The following is a 20622-nucleotide window of genomic DNA, read 5'->3' as shown; positions in this document are numbered from 1 at the left end:
TCGGTGGTCGGCTGGTCCGGCCTGTTCGGAAACCCATGCAGGAGTTGACTGACTAGTGGACACCATCGTGATCGTCACCGGAATGCCGTTCGCCTTGGCATTTCTCGGCCAGTCGTTGGATGACGTCGTCGGATTGTGAGTCAGACATCGTGGTTGGCTATGTGTCCCAGACAGCCACCCGCATGCGGGAGGTCTGTGAAGAGGCGCATGGCGGAGTGCTGTTCATCGACGAGGCCTACACCCTCGTGCCACAAACCGAAGGGCATTCGTTCGGCAAGGAAGCGATCGACACCCTGCTGAAATTCATGGAAGATCACCGGGGCAAGTTCGTCGAGATCGTCGCTGGGTATGTCCAGCCGATGCGCCGATTCCTCAGGGCTAATGAAGGCTTCGCGTCTCGGTTCGGGTTCACGCTGTCGTTCTCCAGCTATGCGCCGGACGAGGTTGTGTAGATCGCTCAGGCGATCGCCAAGAAGGAGCGGCTGGGCGTCGACGGAGCCGCATGGGAAGCTCTGCGCGCCGAGGCAACGCAGCTTCTGTCGGTCCCCTCAGGCGACGGCACGATGCTCGACGTGGCCGGCAATGGGCGGTATGCACGAAAGGTGGTGGGCGCGTGCAAGAGCGAGCGAGCGCGGCGTTTGTATCGGGCTGCGCCGTTGCCTGAGGACCTGGATCGTCTCGTTCATACGGACCCGTCGGTGCTGACAGTCAATAGCGATGACATGGGACGTGCCCTGACCCAGGCCCGCCCAGCGACCTGACTCGCCCGGCTCTGTACAAATGAGCGCCCCCTGATCATCGTTCTGCGAACTCAGATCAGGGGGCGCCTGCTTGTCGCGATCAGGGACGCCGTCCGACCCACTTAGGGAAGCCCGCGCCCGGTTTCGTGAGGTTAGCGGCGATCCAAACGTTGAATGCCACGGTGGACCTGTAGGCCGATGATCGCCAGGACCACGCCGGCGACCAGGGTGACTCCCATACCAATGATGATCATCAGCATCGCGCTGCCGGTCGAGTAGCGTAGCGACATCAGGTCCATGAGTGCTGCGGCCGACAGAATGAGGCTCAGGATCGACAGAACGACGCCAACGCCACATACGGCATAGGCTATCGCCTGATGGGCCTTCTTAGTTCCGAGGGCAAAGTACATGTAGCACAAGCCAATTCCGACGCCCAACGCCAGAATGGTCCCGATTGGTCCCATGAGTCCCAGCACGAGGGTGAGGACGATGCCGACCGCGTAGGAAATGTAGACGAACTGGTCGGATTGCTGAGGGGTTTGGCGGAAGCCTTGGAACCAGGGTTGGCGGATCAGTTCGCCGCGGATACCGCGCGACATGAGTTGCGTGATGAACGAATTCCCTTTGGCTAGCAGCGCATTGGCTGCTTCCATGGGGCTCTGGGCACCGTTGGCCGAGTAGGGGAGCTGCGGGTTGGGCGGCATGTTTGGATGCCCGCCGGGCCCGGGCGGCTGCCCGTATCCCGGGGCGCCGCCGGCCGGGGGCCCTCCGGCGGGTGGCCCGTTGAACCCGGGTGTGGGAGGAGTCGGGGCGCCGTACTGAGGCATCTGCCCCTGCTGGGGGGCTCCGAACGGCGGCGGTTGCGATGCTGGGTTGAAGAGCGGCTGAGATGGCACCGGCGGAGGGGGAGTGGGCCCTGCGTAGTGGGTGGGCTGCCCTTGTGGCGGCGCCCCGAAGGGCGGCGGCGCGGGGAAAGGATTCTGCTGTTCGGGCGGCGTGGCCGGGCGGGTATCCGGTACGGGCCTATGCCGAGGCATCGCCGCCGGCGCGGTGGGTGGTGGTGGCACGACGGGGGTGCGCGGTGGCGGTGCTGGCTGACTTGGGCCCGGGCGACCTTGTTGGGGCTGAGGTGCGGGGGCCGAGGTGGGAATGTCGCGTGGCGTGACGACTTGGGTCTTGTCGAGGTCGAATGCCGAGGGCGCCGAGGTAACAATCTCTGTCGCCATCCCGGGCTCGGGTCGGGAGGCGGAAGCGTCTGGTTCGTCACCCGGGGTGACGATGCGGGTCTTATCTGGGTCGGCGTCTGCAGGGATCGAGACATCCCCCGAAGCCGGATCTTGCGCGGCCATAGTCTCAGCGTTCCTCACGTCAAATGGTCAAAACGGGCTCGGCGCTACGTTACGTCCTATCTGGGGACAGTTGGCGCACCAGTTTTGCGCAGCGTTAGCTGGCCTGGCCCGCTGGAAAAGTCCGAGCGCCGAGAAAGTGTAGCGAGCAACCCGTAGCACCGCTACGGTTTATGATGTGGCAATGGCATCTGCGGAGGTGATGGTCCAGAGGGGAGCTCGCGTACCCGCGCTAACTGTCAAGTGGCCCGACCATCTGGCGCCGTTCAACGGGGATCAGTCGCCGGTCGTGGTGGGTCGCGCGGAGAACGTGGATGCGCAGGTCCGCATTCAGGACAATCGGATCTCGCGCGAGCACATCGTGGCGACGGTGGGCGAGGGCCATTGGATTATTCAGTCGCCGGGCCGCAACGGAGTGTTTATCGGCAATGAGCGGCTGGCGCATGATTTCGTACTGCCACCCGATCACGATATTGACGTGATGTTGGGTCACCCGACCGCAGGAATCCCGATGTCGTTGTCGACTCGGGATCCGGCGAATGTGTTTATCGGTGAGCTGATCGCGCGGCGGCGCAAAGAGCTCGCGCTGACCCAGCGCTTTCTAGCTGAGGACGGTGTGGTGAACGCTGGCGCTCTGATCAGCGTGGAGAAAGGCCGCAGTCAACCGCGTGCCAAGACGGAGCGGTCGCTGGAGACAGTCCTGCAGTGGCCGGAGGGCCATATCGAGCAGTTGCGGCGACGTGTCCGTCAGCAGTTGCGTATGGGGACGTTCGGCGAGCAAGTGACGTCGGCTCCGGTCGCTGAATTGGCGCCCGTGGCGTCGGCCGTCCCGGCCAGTGAGGAGCCCACCCAGTGGCTGCGCATGGACCGCGACGGCGAGGGCACCGCCACGGTTGAGGTCACGCTGGTGTCGGAGACGGTCGGGATTGCGATGGACAGTATCCGCAACCAGATCGCGGCATTGCCGGACTCGACGCACCGGGACTATCCGGCGCGGGTCGAGAAGATCACTGAGGGATTGGCGCGTTTGGAGCCGGTGATGGTGAGCGCTTCGGGCACGTCGGTGGAGATGGTTCGAGATCTCGGGGAGATTCGCCGTCTGCGCCGCAACTTGATGTTGAAGGCCGCTGAGTCGCCTCATGCGACGCTGGGCCAGCGCGTGTTCGCGGCCCGGCGCAACGCCGAACTGAGCATCGCTGAGGCCGCGGTAACGGCGGGGGTGAGCGCTGAAGAGGTCAGGCAAGCCGAAGCTGGGTCCGTGCAGGACGAGAGAGTTTGGGATGCGCTGCAGCGGTTTATCGCAGCGCTGGGGAACGACACGGGGAAAAGGACTGCTGGATGATCAAGTTTGTGGGTGCAGCGCTGACCGCGATGGCCGTCGCTGCCGCGGGTACGGGCTGCACGCGGGAGGCCGCCGACGATGCGCAGGCCAGCCCGGCTCAGTCCGCGCCCGCCCCTGCCGGCGTTGATGCCGGCGCTCTGGATCCGGCGAATTACCCCACCAAGCCGTTGCCACCGATGGGCAACGGGGGTGGCCGACAGCATGCGGCGGTTCTGGAGGCCAATCGGCTGGCGGATGCCGTGGTGGGCCCCTGGGAGGTCGACGAGGCTATCAACCAGATCGCCGGGCTCGGCTTCGCCTACGGGGGAAGCCCGATTCTTCCGGAGCGACTCCAGGTGGTCATGGACAAGCGGGCAGCTGAGGTCGGCCAGCCCAAGATGGTCACGGGGTATGCGTCCAACCGCAAGCTCGACAACCAGCGGATGCTCAACAATGTTGTGCTGGAGATGCAAGATCCGCAGGCGGCCAGCGCAGCCGCCCACGATATGCCGCAGCGGTTGCTCGATTTGGCTGGTCAGTACGAATCCACTACGGGGACGGCGATTGTGCCGATCCCAGGCCACGACGATGCGTTCGCTGTGGCGTCCACGGCGGAACTGCCTGAGACCGGCGATCGCCCATGGAACATGGTGGAATCATTTACCGCCCACGGTCCGTTCGTGTTGTTCCAGCGCGCACAAACCACCGCGGACATGGCGGATGCGGTTTCTCTGGTCGCCCGTACGCTCGACCTGCAGATCCCCGCGATTGCGGGTTTTACCCCAACTGCGGCCGCGGATCTGCCCAACCTTCCCAAGGACCCCAGTGGGTTGCTTGCCCGCACGCTGCCGGTGGGGCCGAAAGGGGAGACCTTCGTCAACAATGCGACGTTGGGCACGCGGGCGATGCTTCATGAAGAGCCCAATCCAATCGCCGCGCACAAGGCATATTCCGATGCCGGAGCGGATCTGAAGGTCGTTGCCGATGGCACGGTGTTTCGCACACGCGACGCCGCGGCGGCCAAGGCGTTGGCGACGCGGTTCTCAGAAACTGAAACTGGACCGCACGCTCCGGCCGATGCTGTGCCGAATCTGCCTGATAGCACCTGTTATCACTTGACCGACAACGACAAATTTGCATGCGCGGGTGCGTCCGACCAACACACATTCGTGGTCTACGGGCCCCGGCTTCAGGACGTGCATCACATGGCCGCGGCACAGTATCTGCTTTTGGCCGCCAAATGATTCACAGGGTTGGCGCACACCGGCTGCCGGGGGTCCTGGGCGGGGTCGTGGCACTCGCGATGGGCGTATCTGGCTGCAGCACGGTGATCGAGGGCTCGGCGCTCAAAGACCCTTCCGTATCCGCCGAATCGGTCAACACGGCGTTACTGCAGCCAGGCAACTATCCGACCACCAAACAGGCGCCACCTGAGCCATCGGCCCGCGCCGGCGCCATTACCGATGCACACCAATTGGCCGACCATGTCATCGGGCCATGGCAGGTCGACCCCGCTCTGACCCAACGACTGGTCACAACGATCGGACCCGCGATCGCGTCCCCGGCACTGAACCTGGTCCTGCGTGCGCCCGGGGCAGACATCGCGAACTCGCACGGCTTTGTCAACGGGTTCGCCAGCGGTCGCGCCGAACCCGACCAGGAGATCGCCCGCCGCGTCGAACTGATCAATGTGGTGATGCGTTTCCCCAACGATCAGGATGCCACCGCAGTGGCCACTGACACGCACCAACAGATGGAGCCACCGCTGGACGCGGCTTCATCCGATCCGGTCCCGGTGGCCGGGCATCCCGAGGCGTTGGCGAAAAAGGCGCTCGCCAAGGACGGCCGAACCGTTGTGTCGAGCTTCACCGCACACGGGCAGTTCGTCTTGTTCCAAGAAGCGGTCGCCGTCGATGGTGCTCGGGCCGAGGCCTTGGTCTCCAAGACCCTCGACCTACAGCTGCCGGCGATCGACTCGTTTCAGCCGACCGATCCCGCCCAGTTCGCGACCATGGATACCGACCCAACGCATTTGTGGATTCGTACCCTGCCGACCGGGAATAAGCTCATCCCCGTGATGGGAGTGTACGGAGCCAGCGGCGCGCTGCATTTCCTCCAACCCGGTGTGCAGCAATGGTTCGAGACCGCGGGCGTGGATGCCGTGTCGATCGGAACGGGCGGCAACCGGGTCTATCAGGCGCGTGATGCCGCCGCGGCCGCCACACTTGCAGACCAGGTCGGCAAAGACTACAGCGACGAGGCCAAGCCGGCAGGCAGCGTTCCCGGGATGCCCAGTGCGAAGTGCTTTTTCGCGGACAAGAGCGCATTGAAATACATCTGCACCGCGTCGGCAGACAGGTGGGTCATGATTACCGCATCTCAGCAGGAAAAAGACGCCGCCCAACAACTCGCAGCCCAGTACCTGATATTGGTCGGAAAGTAATAGGCAACAATGGAATTCAAGCCTGGTGACGAAGTCGGCGGCTACGCGATCCAGGGTGTTCTGGGCCGTGGCGGCATGGGCATCGTGTATCGAGCCGCCAACCCGACGCTGCCGCGCAGCGATGCGCTGAAAGTTCTCAGTGCCGAGTACTCCAACGATCCGCAGTTCCGGGCCCGCTTTGATCGTGAGGCTACGGTGGCCGCTACGCTCGACCATCCCAACATTGTCGCCGTCTATTCGCGCGGAGAGACCGAGGGCGGCCAGCTGTGGATCGCGATGCAGTACGTCGCCGGGACCGACGCTGATCGTGAATTGATTGACGGCAGAATGACTCCGGTCCGAGCCGCTCATGTGATCACTGAGGTGGCCAAGGCCCTTGATTACGCGCATCGCCGGCTGGTGTTGCACCGCGATATCAAGCCGGCGAACTTCCTCATCGCCGGAGCCGACCACGAGGGTGAGGACGAGCGCGTTTTTCTGGCCGACTTTGGCATCGCACGCGCCAAGGACGATACGGCCCACCTGACCACCGATGGCACGGTGATGGCGTCAATCGCCTATGCCGCACCCGAGGCGCTGACTGGAAACTCTGATCAGCTCGACCACCGGGCGGACATCTATTCCTTGGGGTGCAGCCTGTTTCGGCTGTTGACGGGAAAGACGCCGTTCGCGGGGCGAGGTGGGGTTCCTGCCATCGTGACCGCGCATGTGTTCGAGGATCCGCCAAAAGTCACCGACTTGGCTCCGCACTTGCCTTCTGGCCTCAACGACGTGATCGCCAAGGCCATGGCGAAAGACCCGAATGCGCGCTATCAGACTGCGCGTGAACTAGCTGTAGCGGCAACCACCGCTATCGCGGACAACACGACGGCAATCCCCCGGTCCACCATCACCCAGGAGTGGTCCGCGTCCCCGCCGGCGGCACCCGACGGGGCGACTCATCCCGCCGGCCGGTCGCCGCAGTGGCAGTCCTCGGGGCCACGGAGCGCTGCACCGTTGACCGGGGCCGGCCACCGGGCGGGCCCGCCTGCGGCTCCCTTCCCCAGCGGACAATTCAGTGGCGCGCACGCGCAAACGCAACCTCGCGAGTTCACCGGTCCGCCGGCCCCGCCTCGCCCGTCAGCAGTGCTGCCTCCGGTGGAAAAGAAATCAGGCAAGCGCCGGATCGTCATACCTGCGGCTGCGATCGCCCTTGTTGTGGTCCTCGTCGCCGCGGGATTCTTTGTGCTGTACCGAAGTAACCCGAATAATGCACCGTACTCGCCGCAGACCATCGCGCATGCTCACGGCAAGACCGAGATCACCGCCAGCCCGCACGCGGTGGCGGCCCTGGGGCCAGGTGACGCTGATGCGCTGCTGGCCATGGGAATACAACCTGTGGCCGTGGCCACGCCGTCAGGCACGGTGCCATCGTGGATTCGCGACAAGATCACCGGCGACCCGGCGATCATGAATTTCATCGACACCAGTGCCATCGAGGCGGCCAAACCCGACCTGATTCTTGCCACCGGCGACGTCGACGATTCGACATACCAGCGGCTGACAGCGATAGCGCCGACAGTTACTCGGCCCACTGACATTGACCAGCCATGGAATTGGCAATCGCAGCTCAAGTGGATCGCCAAGATCATGGGCAAAGATGGTGCCGCAACGCAATTGATCTCAACGGTGGTGGCCCAACAGAACGACCTGCGTAACCAAAACAGCAAAGCTGCGGGCAAGACTGCGGCGGTGTTGAATATGAGCGATAGCGGCGTGAGCTGGACTCTGGCGCCTTCCAACGCCTCCGATTTCCTCACCTCGATCGGGTTGACCTATGACCAGAAGATGGTCCGATCCGATGACGATACGGGCCCCACGCGCCCGGTTGGCAACCTGAACAAGCTCTATATTGTCGACTCTAACGTGCTGGTGGTCATCCGCACCGATAAGGCCGCAGGCGGTGGTGGCGCGGCTGGCTTGCCTGTAGAACTCAGCGCGTTCCGCGGGGCCATGGTCATCGTGGATGACCCGGATACCATTGCCGCACTGGAGAATCCGGGGGGAGTCCTGGCCACTCAGTTTTTAGATAAATCGTTTGTAGGCCAACTGGTGGACCAGTTGCCCGCGTGATGTCGTTCGTCGGCGGCCCCGGCCGGCGTCGTTTGTTCGGGTTAACCGACGGTACCGCCAGCAAACCAGCATACGCCCGGATGCGCTGCTGCACCATTGACCACTAACCTGGCGAAAGGCCCCCGGAGGAGTAATGCGCGCGGATGTGCTCGCGGCGCCTGCGCCGGACAGCCCAGGCGATTTCGTATTCATCCTGGTAGTCGGTGTGGTGTTGTGGGTGATTCAGATGATCGCCAAGAACCGCGCGGTTCGCACTGATTGGGAGCGCCGCGAACGCAAGATCAATGAGTTGATGGGGGAATCGGCGGCATTCGCCGCCCGGTGGCCCGGGCCGCTGGTGGCCTCGGCACCTTATCGAGAGGTCACGGTTGAGCATGCTCGCATCAATCGGGTTCTTGCTCTGCTGGTTCATCACCGCACCGCCGCCGATCCCAACCAGATACGGCATATCGACGCCCAGATCTCTGCGGTCCAGCGATGGTTGACGGCCCTGCCGCCGGTATTTGGGGAGACGGGGGTGCCACTGAGGGAACCTGCGAGCACTGCGGTCCCGGACCACGGCGGCCGGCCGCCTCCGCGCCCTCACGAGTACCCCTTGGGGCAGCCCCTGCTGCACTTTCGGGGCATTGCCGGCGCCGATGACATTGTGTGCTCGGTGCAGTCGACCTGGCACGGGCAACTGGTCTTCATCACACCGCGTGGTCCTGAGCCGGGGGCATGGCGGGATACAACGGTCGACGCCCACTTTGAAGTTCGTCGTCCTGACGGCACGCCGGTGATGTACTTGACCCGCCGCGGGGGACTCACGCAGCGGATCGAAGTCCGCGACCTGTCTGGGACGGTGGTGGGCGAGCTCCAACAATCGAGTTCCCTTTGGCGAGTCGCCGGAACACAGCGGATTCCCCTTGAGATGTGGTCACACGGCCATTTGTTGGGTTCGACCCAAGTCCGGCAACGGCTTTGGTCACGCGCCAACGAGGATCCTGTGCATGACGTCACGGGGCAGACAATCGCGGTGGTTGAGCCGGTAATGCGCGACCCGGGCGCCCGAAGACCGACATTCGATTTCATCCTGCACTGCCTTGAGCCGCAGCCGTTCCCCGTGCCGGATCTGCTGCTGGCTGTCGGGTTCAGTCACTACATGTACAGCCGGAGCTGGCGGTAATGAACCGACAACGCGCCAGGGTATTGCCGGCTCATCTGGCCCCATCGCATGCAGCGGCCAGCGGTTCGTACGCCGCCAGAACTGTGATGCCTACCAGCCGCCGCGGCGTCCGGCGCTGCTATGCTCGTCGAATTCGCCAGCGGAGCGGCGTCGTAGTTCCGATGTGGTGTGCCGCAACCGATTGGATGTGTGCATGACCTCCATCCCTACGGGTGCGGTGACTGTGCACACCTTTGGCGTGCACTACCGCTGGGAGTTGCCCCCGATCATTGAGACCCAACTGCGACTCGCTCACGAGGCCCGCGAAGAGTTTGTGGCGTTGCACCTGGCCTATGACGCCGATGTGAAGGCCCTGTGGTCGTCCTATCCCGGTGTGGCCAGCGCTGAGACCGAACTCGAGCAGGCCGAGACGGACTGCGCCGCCGTCACCGAACAGGCCAAAGCCCTGCGGGTGCAACGGTCCAGCCGCCGAACGGTTCCCGAAATACAGGCCCAGCTCAGGGCGGCTAAGAATCGTCTCAGCGAGGCCCGTCAGGCACGTCGTGACGCGATCACGGCGGTGCGCGACGTATCGGCCCAGCGTCGGCGCGACCGTTTGAAGCAACTGCGCGCTGATCAGAAAGCGTTGTACACCAAATACACCGGTCAAGGGCTCTATTGGGCGACGGTAAACGACATCGCCGCCCAGCATAAAGCCCTGGTGCAGCGAATCAACAAGCAGCGGCGCGAGGGCCGCCCAGCTCAATTGCGGCACAGACGGTTTGACGGAACCGGCACCTTGACAGTGCAGATCCAGCGCCGTGACGCTGCACCGATCCGCACGCCAGCGACATTGGCGAATACGCAGGGCCGGTATTCGTATTTCGCAGTGCTGCCATGGATTGCGCCGCAACGCTGGGAGGCGATGGCTCCCGCCGAACGGCGGGCAGCGGGCCGGGTAAGTGTAAGGATGCGGGTGGGCAGCACCGGCGAAGGGCAACCACAGTGGGTCGACATTCCTGTGCAGGCTCACCGGTGGCTGCCGGCCCAAGCCGACATCACGCACGTGAGATTGAGCGTCAAGCGCATCGCCGCGCGCCGGACAGCGCAGGTATTGGTCACCGCTCGCACCGATCAGCAGCACGCCCTGGCCTCTGATCGGGCGGCTGTGGCGGTGCATTTAGGTTGGCGTCAAACGGAATCGGGCATTCAAGTGGCGTCGTGGCGTTCAACAGCGCCTCTGCAGATTCCGCCGGCATTGGAATCCGTGATGATCGCCGACCCCGGGGCGACGACAGGCCATATCGTGGTGCCGCCGGCGATCACGGCCCGGCTTGACCGAACCGACCAACTCGGGTCGATGCGCGCAGAATCACTGCCGCATGTGCGGGATGCATTGGCCGCCTGGCTGCACGCCCATGGCCCGGTGCAGAGCCAAGGGCGCGCTCTCACAGCCGATGTGGTGCGCCAGTGGCGTTCTCCGGCACAGTTTGCCGCCGTGGCCAAAGCCTGGCGAGATAGTGAAGCGCCTGACGGCATCGGTGCCACGCTGGAAGCATGGCGGAAAGTCGATGTGCGGTTGTGGGACCGACAGGAGCATGGTCGCCGCCGTGCGCTGGGCCACCGCGACGATCTCTACCGTCAAGTCTCGGCGGCCATCATCGGGCAGGCCCGGATGGTGGTCGTCGATGACATGGATTTGTCCGAGCTGGCACGGGTCGCGAATTCTGATCCCGGGGAACCGGTGGCGTTGCAGCGCAGTGCGGAGCGTCGGCATCGGGCGGCACCTGGTCGCTTTAGAGAGGCGGTGGAGGCAGCCGCCCGGCGTGCCGGCCTGCGATGTGAGGCGGTGTCGCCCAAGGGGATAGCGCGCATTCATGCTGCGTGCGGCTATCAGAATCCCGGCGACGGCCGGTTCGCCTCGTCGCTGGTGACATGCGAGGGGTGCGGTGAGCAGTATGAGGTTGATGCGTCGACCACTTTGTTGATGCTGCGCGGTGCTGGTGTGCTTTCATGATGTCGGGAGCCAGCGGGGCGGCTTGGTAGCTTCGATGTCCGGATGTGGAACCACCGTGGCCTGAATGCGAACGGGCCAGCTCAACCCCCCGGTTGAGCTGGCCCGTTTGGCAGCTGGAATCAGCGCTTGCCGTTGATCTTCTTGCCGATGTCTCGTGCCAGGGTCCAGCCCGAGGAGCCGAGCTTGGACTGGCGGCAGACGCGCACGTCGACGATGACGTTGTTGCGGGGTGTCATACCTCGCTCGCAGCCACGTCCGCTGTCGGATAGGTCGGGCCACATCAGCATGGTCCCGGTGTTTTCGCTGTCTGTGGCGAGCCCGGCCTTGATGGTCTGATGTTGACCGCCGCCGGAGGCGGTGATTTCGGTGCGGTTGCAGCCTTTCCAGGCGGTGAATTGGTCGTTGTAGAAGCGGGTCGCCTCGGTTTCGGAGTTGAACGAGATCACCGCTTGCATGATCTTGGTTCCGGAGGCGTCGTCGGTGAGGATCTGGCCGGCAAATCCGGTGTAGTTGGCGGTGCTGTAGACGTAATCAATTCCAGGCAGCAAGGCTCCGGCACAGTTGGAAGGCATGACGGTCATGCCGCTGAACGGCGAGTTGGTCACGGCTGCGGCGGGGGTGAGACTGGCTTCAAACCGTTCATTGAGCTCGGAGACTGAAGCGAGCAGGGTGGGCAAGCTGTTGGGCTCAACCGAACCTGAGCCGCCGGCCACCGGCCCCGACGAGGTCGTGGGCGACGACGATCCCGAGCCTGACGAGCCCTTGGAGGAAGAGTCGCTCGATGATGAGCCCTCGGAGTCCTCGCTTGCGGTGGTGGAGGGCGCCGCGGAGCTGGTGGATTCGCTGGCCGCGGTGTCGGATTTGTTGTCGTCGGATCCGAAGTTGACGCTGCCCCCGCCCACGAGGAACACTGCGCCGGCGCCAATGATCGCCACCACGGCCACCGCGCCGGCGATGAGGCCCCAGGGCTTCTTCTTGCCCGGCGGGGTGCCCGGGCCTGCGGGATAGCCCGGCATCGGGTATTGCCCGGGGGGTTGTGGGGGTTGCCACCCTCCGCCGGCGGCTGGCGGGGTTGCCTGTGGGGCCCACCCGGGCGTAGCGGGTTGGCCGTACCCCGTTTGGGGCGGAACTGGGCTGGTGGGGGGCGGCGGGGGGGTCGGCGTGTGGCGGGGTACCACGGCGGTGGCACCCTCATCGTCTACTGGCGGGGGGACGGGGCGGTTCGCGGGCCAGTCAGTGGTCATGTCGGCATCGCGGTTGGGGTCGTATGTGCTCATTAGATGCTCAGCCTGCCTTAGTTGTTGGGAATTCGGTTGGCAATAGTGGAGACGAGGTCGGCTGCTTGGGCGCTTCCGCCGGGACTGCAGACCTGGACGTCGATGACGATGTTGTGGCGAGAGCCAAGGCCACGTTGGCAACCCAGCCCTTGGTAAACCTGCGACTGCGTCGACACAGTCAGCACACCGTTCTTGGTGGCTGGGTTTGAGATTCTACGAACAAAGGCATCTTCCCCGTTGTTGCTGATGGTCACTAGGTCGTACTTGCAGTTGCCCCACCGGCTGGCTTCCCTGGACACGAAGTCTTTCGCCTGCTGTTCGCTGGGGAAGGCGACTACCGCTTGGGTGACGCTATCTTGGCCGCGTGGGGCGGGCTGACTGAAATATTCCTGCGTGTGGATGCCGGTGTAGCCCGACCGCTCGTATGCTCCGGGCAGCGCGACGTTGGGTGCACCGCCGCAGTCGGGGCGGTCTGTAGTCACTGAGGTGTACGTGGTTTCGGCGTCTGCAGTCCTGGTGAGGGTCTCAGTGAGCAGGAGCTTTTGCAGCGCCTCGGCGTCTGGCAGGTAGCCGGCAAGCTCGCCCGCGCGGGGGGGTGAGGCCGCCGATGGGACGGCCGCCGCCTCGGACGTGGGTGTCGTCGTGGGCGACGCTGTGGAAGATGGGCCGCCGGCAGTTGGGGCCTGGGCCGTCTCCGCAGCGGATTCCGAAGGCTGTTGGGTATCAGGCGTTTTGGAACGATATATCCAGATTCCGGCGCCAGCGAGGGCGATCACGGCGACGACAGCGAGCAGCGCGATCCCGCGGCCGTGGCCCGAACCTGGCGCCGGGCTGGGTGCTTGGGTGTGGGCAACAAATGGGGGTTGCCAACTCGACGGGAACGGGGGAGTCCAGGGCCCCGTAGGCCCGGTGGGCGGCGTGCTGGGAGCGGGCGTCGGAGCCCCGCCGGTGTATGGCCGGGTTTCCTCGCCGTCGCTGTTGTGGGTCACGGGTTACCTTCGTCTTTGCCGGTCTGGACTGAAAGTCTGTGCCGCGCGCGGTGCCGACGTGAGCATCATGCAATGTCGGCGGGTTCTGCGCTGGCGGTGTTGCACAGTGTGTATCGAATCACGGGCGGTGGCGCCGACGTGCCACCCCTAGGTATCCGCGAAGGAATTGCCCGAGGCAAGGGCCGCCGATCGAGGCTGAGGTTTGGGTGCCCTCGCGGGACTTGGGGTCGACCGCGAGGGCACGCCGGGGGTAAAAGTGCGTAGTTAGCGGGCGGCGGCTTTTTGTGCGATCGCCTCCACGACGGCGGCAGCCTTGCCGGTCGCCGAATGATCCGGTGAGCAGTACATTGTGTCGATCAGCAGGCTGTCGTAGGCGGCAATTCCGCGTTCGCAGGTCGACGAACCGGTCGAGGCGCGCTGCCCGAGGGTCACGACGGTGCGCTCGTCATTGACACGCGGGCTGTCCATCTCCCAGCTGCCCCCCTCGGCTTCGGTGACCGTCTCGCCTGCGCAGGCCTTCCACGCCGAAGCAGTGCTGGTCATGAACGCCAGTGCGTCCTTCTTACTGGCGAACTGGACGACGCCCTCGTGCACCGTGAGTCGGTCGCCGCTGTCGCTGTCGCGGGGGGTTCCCACAGCTTTGAATGCGACCTTTCCTGGGGCTGAATCCAGGTAGGCGGCAGTTTGACCGGGCGCATAGGCCGAAAGGCAACGGGCAGGGGTCACCGAGTAGGTGTTGCCGAGTGTCTGCGCGACCTTGCTCTCTTTGAGGGTGCTGTCCGAGCCGGCGATGCCCGAGACCTCGCGGGCACTGAGTAGTAGCCCGTCCAGTCCCCCCATGAGCTGGTCACTCGCGGTGCCCGACCAGGAGAACTGGGGCATCGGGGTAGTCGGCACTGCCGCAGCGGTTCCTGCGCTGCCTGCCACGGCGAGTGCTGCCAGAACGCTGGCGGTGGCCAGGCGTGTCACGGGGGCCGCATTGCGGCCAGCGGCGGGGCGCAGCGCGAGGCGACGCCCGAGGGTGCGGGGGGTGGTGGCGGTGACCTTCATGGCGAAACCTTTCCTCTGAAACCGTAGCGGTGCGATGACTATAACCGTAGCCCAAACTGTAGCGCAAGCCCAAACCGTAGCGCCGCGACGTTCGAACCGCTCGCCCGCGGCCCTGCCCACTCCGCGCCATCCGCTAAAGCACCGTATCCAGGGCAGATGGTCTGCGTCGGCATCCGATCTGGCCCAACGGCCCGGCGAGCAGTAGCTGCGATCCGAGCAGGTCGTCGATCCGCTACGCTGCTAGTGCGGCCCATCGCGAAACGCAGCGGCGCTACAGTTTGCGCTCTACGTGGGGTGGTGTCGGCGCGAGACCGAGGGGGGATATGGGTACGGCATCGTCGTTGACCGCACCGGCGCCTGATCTGATCGTGACGGTTGGCGGGCAGCGGATGCTGTTTTGCGCCGCCGACGGTGATGTGATTGTCGGCCGTGACGCAGCCGGGGTTGGTCTCCAGCTCGATCACCCTGCTGTGTCACGGGTCCATGTACGCCTCACGCCCGGGCCTCGGTGGCAGATCTTCGACTACGAAAGCCGAAATGGCATCTATATCGACGGTCATCGGGTGTACGAAGGGTGCCTGGTCGACGGGATGACAGTCCGGTTCGGTGCGCCCGAGGGGTTGGCCGTTGATTTCCGCTACGCCGTTGATGACCGCGACAGGATGCGCAGGATTGGCCGGGCGGTCTCACGCCGCTGTGCAGACTTGGGCGTATCGAAACGAGCGCTGCGGGCGCAAGCCGGTATCAACAGGACAACTGCTGACACGGTTTTCGCTGGGCGCTGTTGGCCGGGTACCGCGGCCTGCGACGCGATCGCGGGCGTGTTGTCGTGGCCGGCGGGGTCACTGGCAGCCATCGCCGCGGGCGAACCCCCAGAGGAGATCACCGATGTCCTAAGCCAGACGCTGCGGCATGACCTTCTGATCGAGTCAGCCGCACTCAAGCTGGAGTCGATCGCCGCGGCGCTGCCCCAGCTGCCCGCCTGCATTGGCGACAGACAGCGAGTGTCATCGCTACTGCAGCAGCTCAATGACCTGAAGGCCAGCGTGTCCGGAGATCCAGCAGCAGCCGGCTCCGACTACGCTCAGATCTTGGCCGACATCGCAGACATCTACCGCCGCCACCTCACGCCCCGTGATGCGCAACCGCAGGTCGATGGCCACCAAATTGCTGCGCCCCTGGCAACTGGAGCGCCGCTACGATCAGGTCGACATGAACCGTAGCGGCGGGCGATCGACATCATCTTGCTGCGTCGGTGACGTGCGCAAACACGCGCGGGTCGACGGACTAACCGCAGCATTTCCGGCAGCTGCCACACCAAGTAGCGGTAGCACCGCTACAGTTCTGGCGAATGAACCTCGCTGCCAGGTAGCTGTGAGTGGGGTGCGTGAGCATGCAGGGACGGCTACCGAGAAGGAGTGAATAGTGACCGCAGGGGCGGCTCCGCCACTGGTTGTTTGGCTCGGCGAAAAGATGTTCACATTCCGGCCTGGACAGACTGTTGTCGTCGGCCGTGGTGTCCACGCAGACGTTCGGATCGATCTCGATGCGAAGCAGGCTATCTCGCGCCAGCACATGATCGTCGCAGCGCGCGACGGTCGCTGGGTCGCCGAGGATAAGAGCCGCAACGGGATCTACGTCGGAGGGGCGCGTCAGAGCAGCGTTCCCATTGATGATGATGTGGCGATCACACTGGGTGCGCCGACCGGCCCGCGCCTGACATTCCGGATCACCACCCAGGCCGTTCCTGTCGCCAGAAACTTCATGCCGCCGGCGCCGCCTTCGGTGCCGCCGCCTACCACTGGCACGCCCTCGCAGGTGCCGCCACCGCGTCCCCCCGCCGGGTATGGCCGTCCTGCACCCCAGCCGCCGGCGCCTCGGCCGCCAGCACCACGGCCAGGTCCAGCCGGCCAACAGCCGCCTCCGCAGACCAGGGCACCCGGGCGGCCTCTGCCGCCTGCCCAACAGCCGCCGGCCCGCCAGACACCGCCGCCGTCCATGCCGCCGCCTGGGACGCCAGCCCCATCGCGTCCTGCCTCGCCCCCGCCACTTCCTGTCCGCGACCGGCCGGTCCCAGCCCAGTCCGGCGACGACGACGTGTTGGCGCGGATGACGGGCGTGGTGAAAAAGGTTCTGCCGCAACGCGCAGCGCCGGTCCTGCCGGACGGCGCCATCACCATCGGCCGTCACTCAACCTCGGCGATCCAGGTAGACGATCCGCTGGCCTCGCGGGTGCACGCCTACCTGTTGGTCTCACCATCGGGCACCCAGATCCACGACAACGCCAGCAACAACGGAATTTTCGTCAACGGCGTGCGGATGCCGGCCGCGACCCTGCGCCCAGGCGATGTCGTCACGATCGGTAACACCGATCTCACCTTTGACGGGACCACGCTACGCGCGCAGCCCCGCACTCCCTCTACCGGCGGGATCGAGGCACACCAGCTGGGACTGACTATCGACGGTCGCCAACTCCTGTCCTCGGTATCGTTCACCGCGCGACCCGGAACCCTGACGGCGGTGATCGGGCCGTCCGGCGCCGGAAAGTCCACCCTGATCAAAATGGTCGGCGGCGTGACGCAGCCCACTTCGGGGCAGGTGCGATTCGACGGCCACGACGTGCACGCAGAATATGCGTCGCTGCGTTCACGCATCGGCGTTGTGCCTCAAGACGATGTGGTCCACCGCCAACTCACGGTCAGCCAAGCGCTCAATTACGCTGCGCGACTGCGCCTTCCCGCCGATACAAGCAAGGCCGACCGTCGCGCGGTGGTGGATCGAGTGATCGACGAGTTGCAGCTGACCAACCACCGTGACACACGGGTAGACAAGCTGTCGGGCGGGCAACGCAAACGCGCGTCGGTGGCCATGGAGCTGCTGACCGGCCCATCCCTGCTCATCCTCGACGAGCCGACCTCTGGATTGGATCCAGCGCTGGATCGCGAAGTCATGGCGATGCTGCGCCGGCTGGCCGATGCCGGCCGCACAGTCATCGTGGTCACCCACTCACTGACGTATATGAGCATGTGCGACCAGGTACTGCTGCTGGCGCCGGGAGGCAAGACCGCCTATGCCGGCCCACCTGCTCAAGTGGCTACCGCGATCGGCACCAGCGATTGGGCTGACATTTTCGCGTGGGTCGCTGCGAATCCTGATGCCGCGCACGCGGTGTTTCTCCAGAAGAATCCCGCGGCTGCCGCGCCTGCGGCCGCGCCTGCCAGTCCGCCAGGCCCGCTGGGGGATCCGGCGCGTACCAGCACCTCCCGCCAGGTCGCCACACTCGCTGCTCGGCAGATTCGGCTGATCTTCGCCGACCGCGGCTACACCGCGTTCCTGCTGGTGCTGCCGTTTGTTCTTGGCGCTCTGACCCTGGTAGTGCAGGGATCTGTCGGGTTGGGCAAGGCCAGCCTGGACGGCGGCGCGCCGGACGAGCCCAATCAGCTGTTGAGTCTGATGGTGATCGGCACCGTGTTCATGGGCACGGCTCTGACCATCCGTGATCTGGTCGGCGAGCGCAGCATTTTCCGCCGCGAACAATCGGTGGGCTTGTCTGCTGGCGCCTATCTGACGGCCAAGATCGCGGTCTACAGCGTGGCCGCCGCTGCTCAGATCGCGGTGCTCACCGCAATCGTGGTGTTGGTGAAAGGCGCGCCCAACCAGGGGTCGCTGGTGTTGGGCAACCCCGTGTGGGACCTCTACATCGGGTTGGCTTTGACCGCCATCGTTTCTGCGCTCGTCGGGTTGTGGCTGTCGTCGTTGGCTCGAACCAGCGACTGGATCATGCCGATGCTCGTCGTCATCCTGATGAGCGCGATCGTCTTCTCCGGTGGGCTGATTCCGGTCACCGGGCGCCTGGGCCTCAACCAAATCTCCTACCTACTTCCAGTCCGGTGGGGATTCGCCGCCAGCGCGTCGAGCATCGACCTCATGGAGGCCGACGCCGCCAACTACATCAACGATCCGCTGTGGCGCCACCAATTGTCGTGGTGGCTGCTGGATGTCGGTGTCCTGGTGCTCATGGGGCTTGTGGCGATTGTGGTCGTCTTACGTCGGCTGCGCTTACCGGCGGCCGACCGCGGCGCCGGCGGCCGGGTCGCGAGCGCTGTCGTATCGCTCATCTTGGCCGCAGCGTTCCTTGCCGGGATGTCGTACCTCACCCGTGACGGCACGTCGGACCGCCCGGCCCCCACCGGCATGCCCAGTGTCCCCACTCAGGGCAATGCACCGCCGAAAAAGCCGGTCGCCTCAGGAGATCTGGCGGGTCTGCTCGTCGACGCGAGCGGCGCCGCCACGATCGTCGGCGCCAGTTCGCTGACGCCCAACGGGCCGGTGCCGCTGACTGAACTGAGTGCAGCGACCGCCGCGCCACCCAACTGCACCGGTGTGGTGAGCCCGGCGAACACCCAGGCATGGGGTGCAAGTGCACCTAGTTCCGTAGCGGGCAGTGAACTGGTATCCAGCGATCCGAATACGACTGTCACCCAGTATTTGTTGCTGTATCCGGACGCCGAAAAGGCAGCGCTAGCACAGTCAGACCACATCAACTTCTGGCAGCCATGTGCGAACACCACGGTCACGCTGACCCCGCCAGGACAGCCGGCGACAACGATCAACGTGGGCAAGGTGTCGCTGACCAACGGCCGGCCCACCGCCATCTTGACCATGCCTGGCCGAAGCTGCCAGCACGTGCTGGAGGTGTCCTCCAACGTCGCTATCGACGTGCAGGTGTGTGGCCCCTCGGAGACTAACCATGCCGATGAACTCGTCAGCAAGATTGCCGAGAAGATCAAGTGAGCGCGAAGGTCGGGGAGGAAATCGTCTGAAATTGCTGCAATGACGCTCCCTGAAACACGCTTAGAGTGACCCGCGAGGGTTTTTGCCGGGGGCATTTCGTATCGGTAGAGCACTTTTCACTGACAGAAAGAGAGACCCATGAAGGTACGGTTCAAAATCGCGATCGCCGCCGCGGCGGCGGCCGCACTCGCCCTGACAGCCTGTGGCACCGAGAAGTCGGGTCCCGAGGCCAGCTCCTCGGGATCGGATGACGTCGCGAGCAGTCTGGTCGCCAAGTCTGCGGAAGCGATGAAGAACGTCACCAGCGCCCACGTGACGATGACCGCCGACGGCAACGTGCCCAACCTCAAGGTCACCAAGCTCGAGGCTGACGTCGCGTCCAAGCCTGCGGTGGTAGCCACCGGTGAGGCCACGGTGCAAATGGGCCAGGACACCCAGACCGCCAAGCTCATCTACGTCGATGACCATCTGTACTCCGACATCGCTGAGCCAGGCCAGTTCTTCGACTACGGCGCCGGCAGCTCGATCTACAACCTGTCGGTGATCTTCGATCCGAGCCAGGGTCTGGCAAATGCCTTGGCGCACCTCAAGGATCCCAAGTCCGCTGGGTCGGAAACCATCAATGGAGTCCAGACCACCAAGATCACGGCCAAGGCCTCGACCAACGATGTCGCAGAGCTCGCGGGCTCACGTAAAGCTCCTGAGAACGCACAGGATTGGCCGGTGACGGTGTGGATCGCCGAGAGCGAGCCCCACAATCTTGTTCAGGCTCAGATCAACGTCACCGATCCCGCCGACGCCAAGGTCACGATGACCCTGTCGGACTTCGGCAAGACCGTTACCGCCGAAAAGCCCGCGATCACCCCGCCCAACTGAGCGACAGACTGAAAGGACACCGAAACAGCATGGAAATCAAAAGTTTTGCGCGTCGGGCGGCGGTTGCCGGCATAGGCGCTGTGACGGTCGGCGCCACTCAGTTGGTCGCCCCGACCGGTGCACATGCCGCGCTCTCGTACGGGGCGATCGCGTACTCGGAGAATGGCGCCGGCGCGGCGGTGTGGCACTATCCCTCGGCCAAGGAAGCGTCGGCGGCAGCCGTTCAGTACTGCGGTTACACCAGTTGTGAACCGATGAACACCTTCACCGACTGCGGTGTGGCTGTCCGAAACGACACCCACGTCCAGACGGCCCACGGCCCCACCTTGGGTGCGGCGACCCGTGCGGCTCTCAACGCTATTCCGGGCGGTGGAGGCTACATCGATATTTGGGCTTGCAACTAGTTCCTGGCTGACTGCAGGTCGGTGTGACGGCGGCGGCGGATGCGACGCCGGGGCGGTCACCACCCATCACCACGACACCTCCCTGATTCGGGACGAATCAGGGAGGTGT

The 20622-nt window shown here is 64.7% G+C and carries 17 protein-coding genes and 1 pseudogene; 13 read left to right on the top strand and 5 right to left on the bottom strand.

Annotated elements, in window-relative coordinates:
* Positions 1 to 119 precede the first annotated feature (119 nt).
* Positions 120 to 452, top strand: coding sequence for an AAA family ATPase (locus A5779_RS34750; RefSeq protein ID WP_236734959.1), 333 nt, complete (start codon positions 120 to 122; stop codon positions 450 to 452).
* Between the two features lie 440 nt (positions 453 to 892).
* Here A5779_RS34750 and A5779_RS32575 read toward each other — a convergent pair whose 3' ends face one another.
* Positions 893 to 1393 (bottom strand): hypothetical protein, encoded by a 501-nt coding sequence (locus tag A5779_RS32575; RefSeq protein WP_131811741.1) that lies wholly within the window; start codon positions 1391 to 1393, stop codon positions 893 to 895.
* Between the two features lie 877 nt (positions 1394 to 2270).
* On the opposite strand from A5779_RS32575, the gene A5779_RS32570 reads away from it, so the two are divergent.
* The 6 genes from A5779_RS32570 to A5779_RS32545 all read left to right on the top strand — a co-directional run bounded on the left by A5779_RS32570 (position 2271) and on the right by A5779_RS32545 (position 11123).
* Positions 2271 to 3428, top strand: a complete 1158-nt coding sequence (locus tag A5779_RS32570; RefSeq protein ID WP_064888220.1) for an FHA domain-containing protein — start codon at positions 2271 to 2273, stop codon at positions 3426 to 3428.
* Positions 3425 to 4651, top strand: coding sequence for a DUF7373 family lipoprotein (locus A5779_RS32565; RefSeq protein ID WP_064888218.1), 1227 nt, complete (start codon positions 3425 to 3427; stop codon positions 4649 to 4651). Before A5779_RS32570 ends, A5779_RS32565 begins: the two co-directional genes overlap by 4 nt.
* 47 nt (positions 4652 to 4698) lie before the next feature.
* Positions 4699 to 5850 (top strand): DUF7373 family lipoprotein, encoded by a 1152-nt coding sequence (locus tag A5779_RS32560; RefSeq protein WP_131811740.1) that lies wholly within the window; start codon positions 4699 to 4701, stop codon positions 5848 to 5850.
* Between the two features lie 9 nt (positions 5851 to 5859).
* Entirely contained in the window at positions 5860 to 7962 is a 2103-nt protein-coding gene (locus A5779_RS34915) for a serine/threonine-protein kinase (protein WP_064888214.1), read from the top strand.
* 226 nt (positions 7963 to 8188) lie between these two features.
* Positions 8189 to 9127 (top strand): hypothetical protein, encoded by a 939-nt coding sequence (locus A5779_RS32550; protein WP_131811739.1) that lies wholly within the window; start codon positions 8189 to 8191, stop codon positions 9125 to 9127.
* Between the two features lie 193 nt (positions 9128 to 9320).
* Positions 9321 to 11123 carry an HlyD family secretion protein gene (locus A5779_RS32545; protein WP_064888210.1) on the top strand — a complete coding sequence of 601 codons (1803 nt, stop codon included), beginning with the start codon at positions 9321 to 9323 and terminating at the stop codon, positions 11121 to 11123.
* Between the two features lie 119 nt (positions 11124 to 11242).
* Here A5779_RS32545 and A5779_RS34225 read toward each other — a convergent pair whose 3' ends face one another.
* Complete coding sequence (locus A5779_RS34225; RefSeq protein ID WP_165609863.1) at positions 11243 to 11800, bottom strand: sensor domain-containing protein; 558 nt, start codon at positions 11798 to 11800, stop codon at positions 11243 to 11245.
* On the opposite strand from A5779_RS34225, the gene A5779_RS34220 reads away from it, so the two are divergent.
* Entirely contained in the window at positions 11793 to 12131 is a 339-nt protein-coding gene (locus A5779_RS34220; RefSeq protein WP_165609862.1) for a hypothetical protein, read from the top strand. The genes A5779_RS34225 and A5779_RS34220 overlap by 8 nt on opposite strands.
* Positions 12132 to 12417: 286 nt before the next feature.
* Here the strand turns inward: A5779_RS34220 and A5779_RS32535 are convergent, their stop codons facing one another.
* Both A5779_RS32535 and A5779_RS32530 read right to left on the bottom strand, forming a co-directional pair.
* Positions 12418 to 13176: a sensor domain-containing protein gene (locus A5779_RS32535; protein ID WP_064888207.1), complete on the bottom strand. Its 759-nt coding sequence runs from the start codon at positions 13174 to 13176 to the stop codon at positions 12418 to 12420.
* 477 nt (positions 13177 to 13653) lie between these two features.
* Positions 13654 to 14439 carry a sensor domain-containing protein gene (locus A5779_RS32530; RefSeq protein WP_064888205.1) on the bottom strand — a complete coding sequence of 262 codons (786 nt, stop codon included), beginning with the start codon at positions 14437 to 14439 and terminating at the stop codon, positions 13654 to 13656.
* 341 nt (positions 14440 to 14780) lie between these two features.
* Here A5779_RS32530 and A5779_RS32525 point away from each other — a divergent pair, with 341 nt between their 5' ends.
* Entirely contained in the window at positions 14781 to 15662 is an 882-nt protein-coding gene (locus A5779_RS32525; protein WP_165609861.1) for an FHA domain-containing protein, read from the top strand.
* Between the two features lie 250 nt (positions 15663 to 15912).
* Positions 15913 to 16125 (top strand): annotated as a pseudogene (locus A5779_RS34735) (FHA domain-containing protein); the annotation flags it as partial.
* A 109-nt stretch (positions 16126 to 16234) separates the two neighbouring features.
* Here the strand turns inward: A5779_RS34735 and A5779_RS34730 are convergent.
* On the bottom strand, positions 16235 to 16465 hold the full coding sequence (locus tag A5779_RS34730; protein WP_236734963.1) for a hypothetical protein: 231 nt from the start codon (positions 16463 to 16465) through the stop codon (positions 16235 to 16237).
* A gap of 92 nt (positions 16466 to 16557) precedes the next feature.
* Between A5779_RS34730 and A5779_RS32515 the strand changes: the two genes are divergently transcribed.
* From A5779_RS32515 to A5779_RS32505, 3 genes are all read left to right on the top strand, one after another.
* Complete coding sequence (locus tag A5779_RS32515) at positions 16558 to 19233, top strand: ATP-binding cassette domain-containing protein (RefSeq protein WP_236734961.1); 2676 nt, start codon at positions 16558 to 16560, stop codon at positions 19231 to 19233.
* A gap of 138 nt (positions 19234 to 19371) precedes the next feature.
* Positions 19372 to 20109 carry an LppX_LprAFG lipoprotein gene (locus A5779_RS32510; RefSeq protein WP_064888197.1) on the top strand — a complete coding sequence of 246 codons (738 nt, stop codon included), beginning with the start codon at positions 19372 to 19374 and terminating at the stop codon, positions 20107 to 20109.
* 29 nt (positions 20110 to 20138) lie between these two features.
* Positions 20139 to 20513 carry a DUF4189 domain-containing protein gene (locus A5779_RS32505; RefSeq protein ID WP_064888195.1) on the top strand — a complete coding sequence of 125 codons (375 nt, stop codon included), beginning with the start codon at positions 20139 to 20141 and terminating at the stop codon, positions 20511 to 20513.
* The last annotated feature ends 109 nt before the right edge of the window (positions 20514 to 20622 follow it).

Origin of the sequence: Mycolicibacterium peregrinum, from assembly GCF_001665625.1 — a bacterium.
GTDB lineage: Bacteria > Actinomycetota > Actinomycetes > Mycobacteriales > Mycobacteriaceae > Mycobacterium > Mycobacterium peregrinum_B.
The sequence above is the reverse complement of the archived record's forward strand: the minus strand, read 5'-3'. Positions and strand labels throughout refer to the sequence as shown.

Bases quoted from the DNA above. Each gene is read 5' to 3' on its own strand.
- A5779_RS34750 (WP_236734959.1), top strand. From the start codon at position 120: ATGACGTCGTCGGATTGTGAGTCAGACATCGTGGTTGGCTATGTGTCC.
- A5779_RS32575 (WP_131811741.1), bottom strand. From the start codon at position 1,393: ATGGAAGCAGCCAATGCGCTGCTAGCCAAAGGGAATTCGTTCATCACG.
- A5779_RS32570 (WP_064888220.1), top strand. From the start codon at position 2,271: ATGGCATCTGCGGAGGTGATGGTCCAGAGGGGAGCTCGCGTACCCGCG.
- A5779_RS32565 (WP_064888218.1), top strand. From the start codon at position 3,425: ATGATCAAGTTTGTGGGTGCAGCGCTGACCGCGATGGCCGTCGCTGCC.
- A5779_RS34915 (WP_064888214.1), top strand. From the start codon at position 5,860: ATGGAATTCAAGCCTGGTGACGAAGTCGGCGGCTACGCGATCCAGGGT.
- A5779_RS32550 (WP_131811739.1), top strand. From the start codon at position 8,189: ATGATCGCCAAGAACCGCGCGGTTCGCACTGATTGGGAGCGCCGCGAA.
- A5779_RS32545 (WP_064888210.1), top strand. From the start codon at position 9,321: ATGACCTCCATCCCTACGGGTGCGGTGACTGTGCACACCTTTGGCGTG.
- A5779_RS32530 (WP_064888205.1), bottom strand. From the start codon at position 14,439: ATGAAGGTCACCGCCACCACCCCCCGCACCCTCGGGCGTCGCCTCGCG.
- A5779_RS34730 (WP_236734963.1), bottom strand. From the start codon at position 16,465: ATGGGGCTGGCGTCCCAGGCGGCGGCATGGACGGCGGCGGTGTCTGGC.
- A5779_RS32510 (WP_064888197.1), top strand. From the start codon at position 19,372: ATGAAGGTACGGTTCAAAATCGCGATCGCCGCCGCGGCGGCGGCCGCA.
- A5779_RS32505 (WP_064888195.1), top strand. From the start codon at position 20,139: ATGGAAATCAAAAGTTTTGCGCGTCGGGCGGCGGTTGCCGGCATAGGC.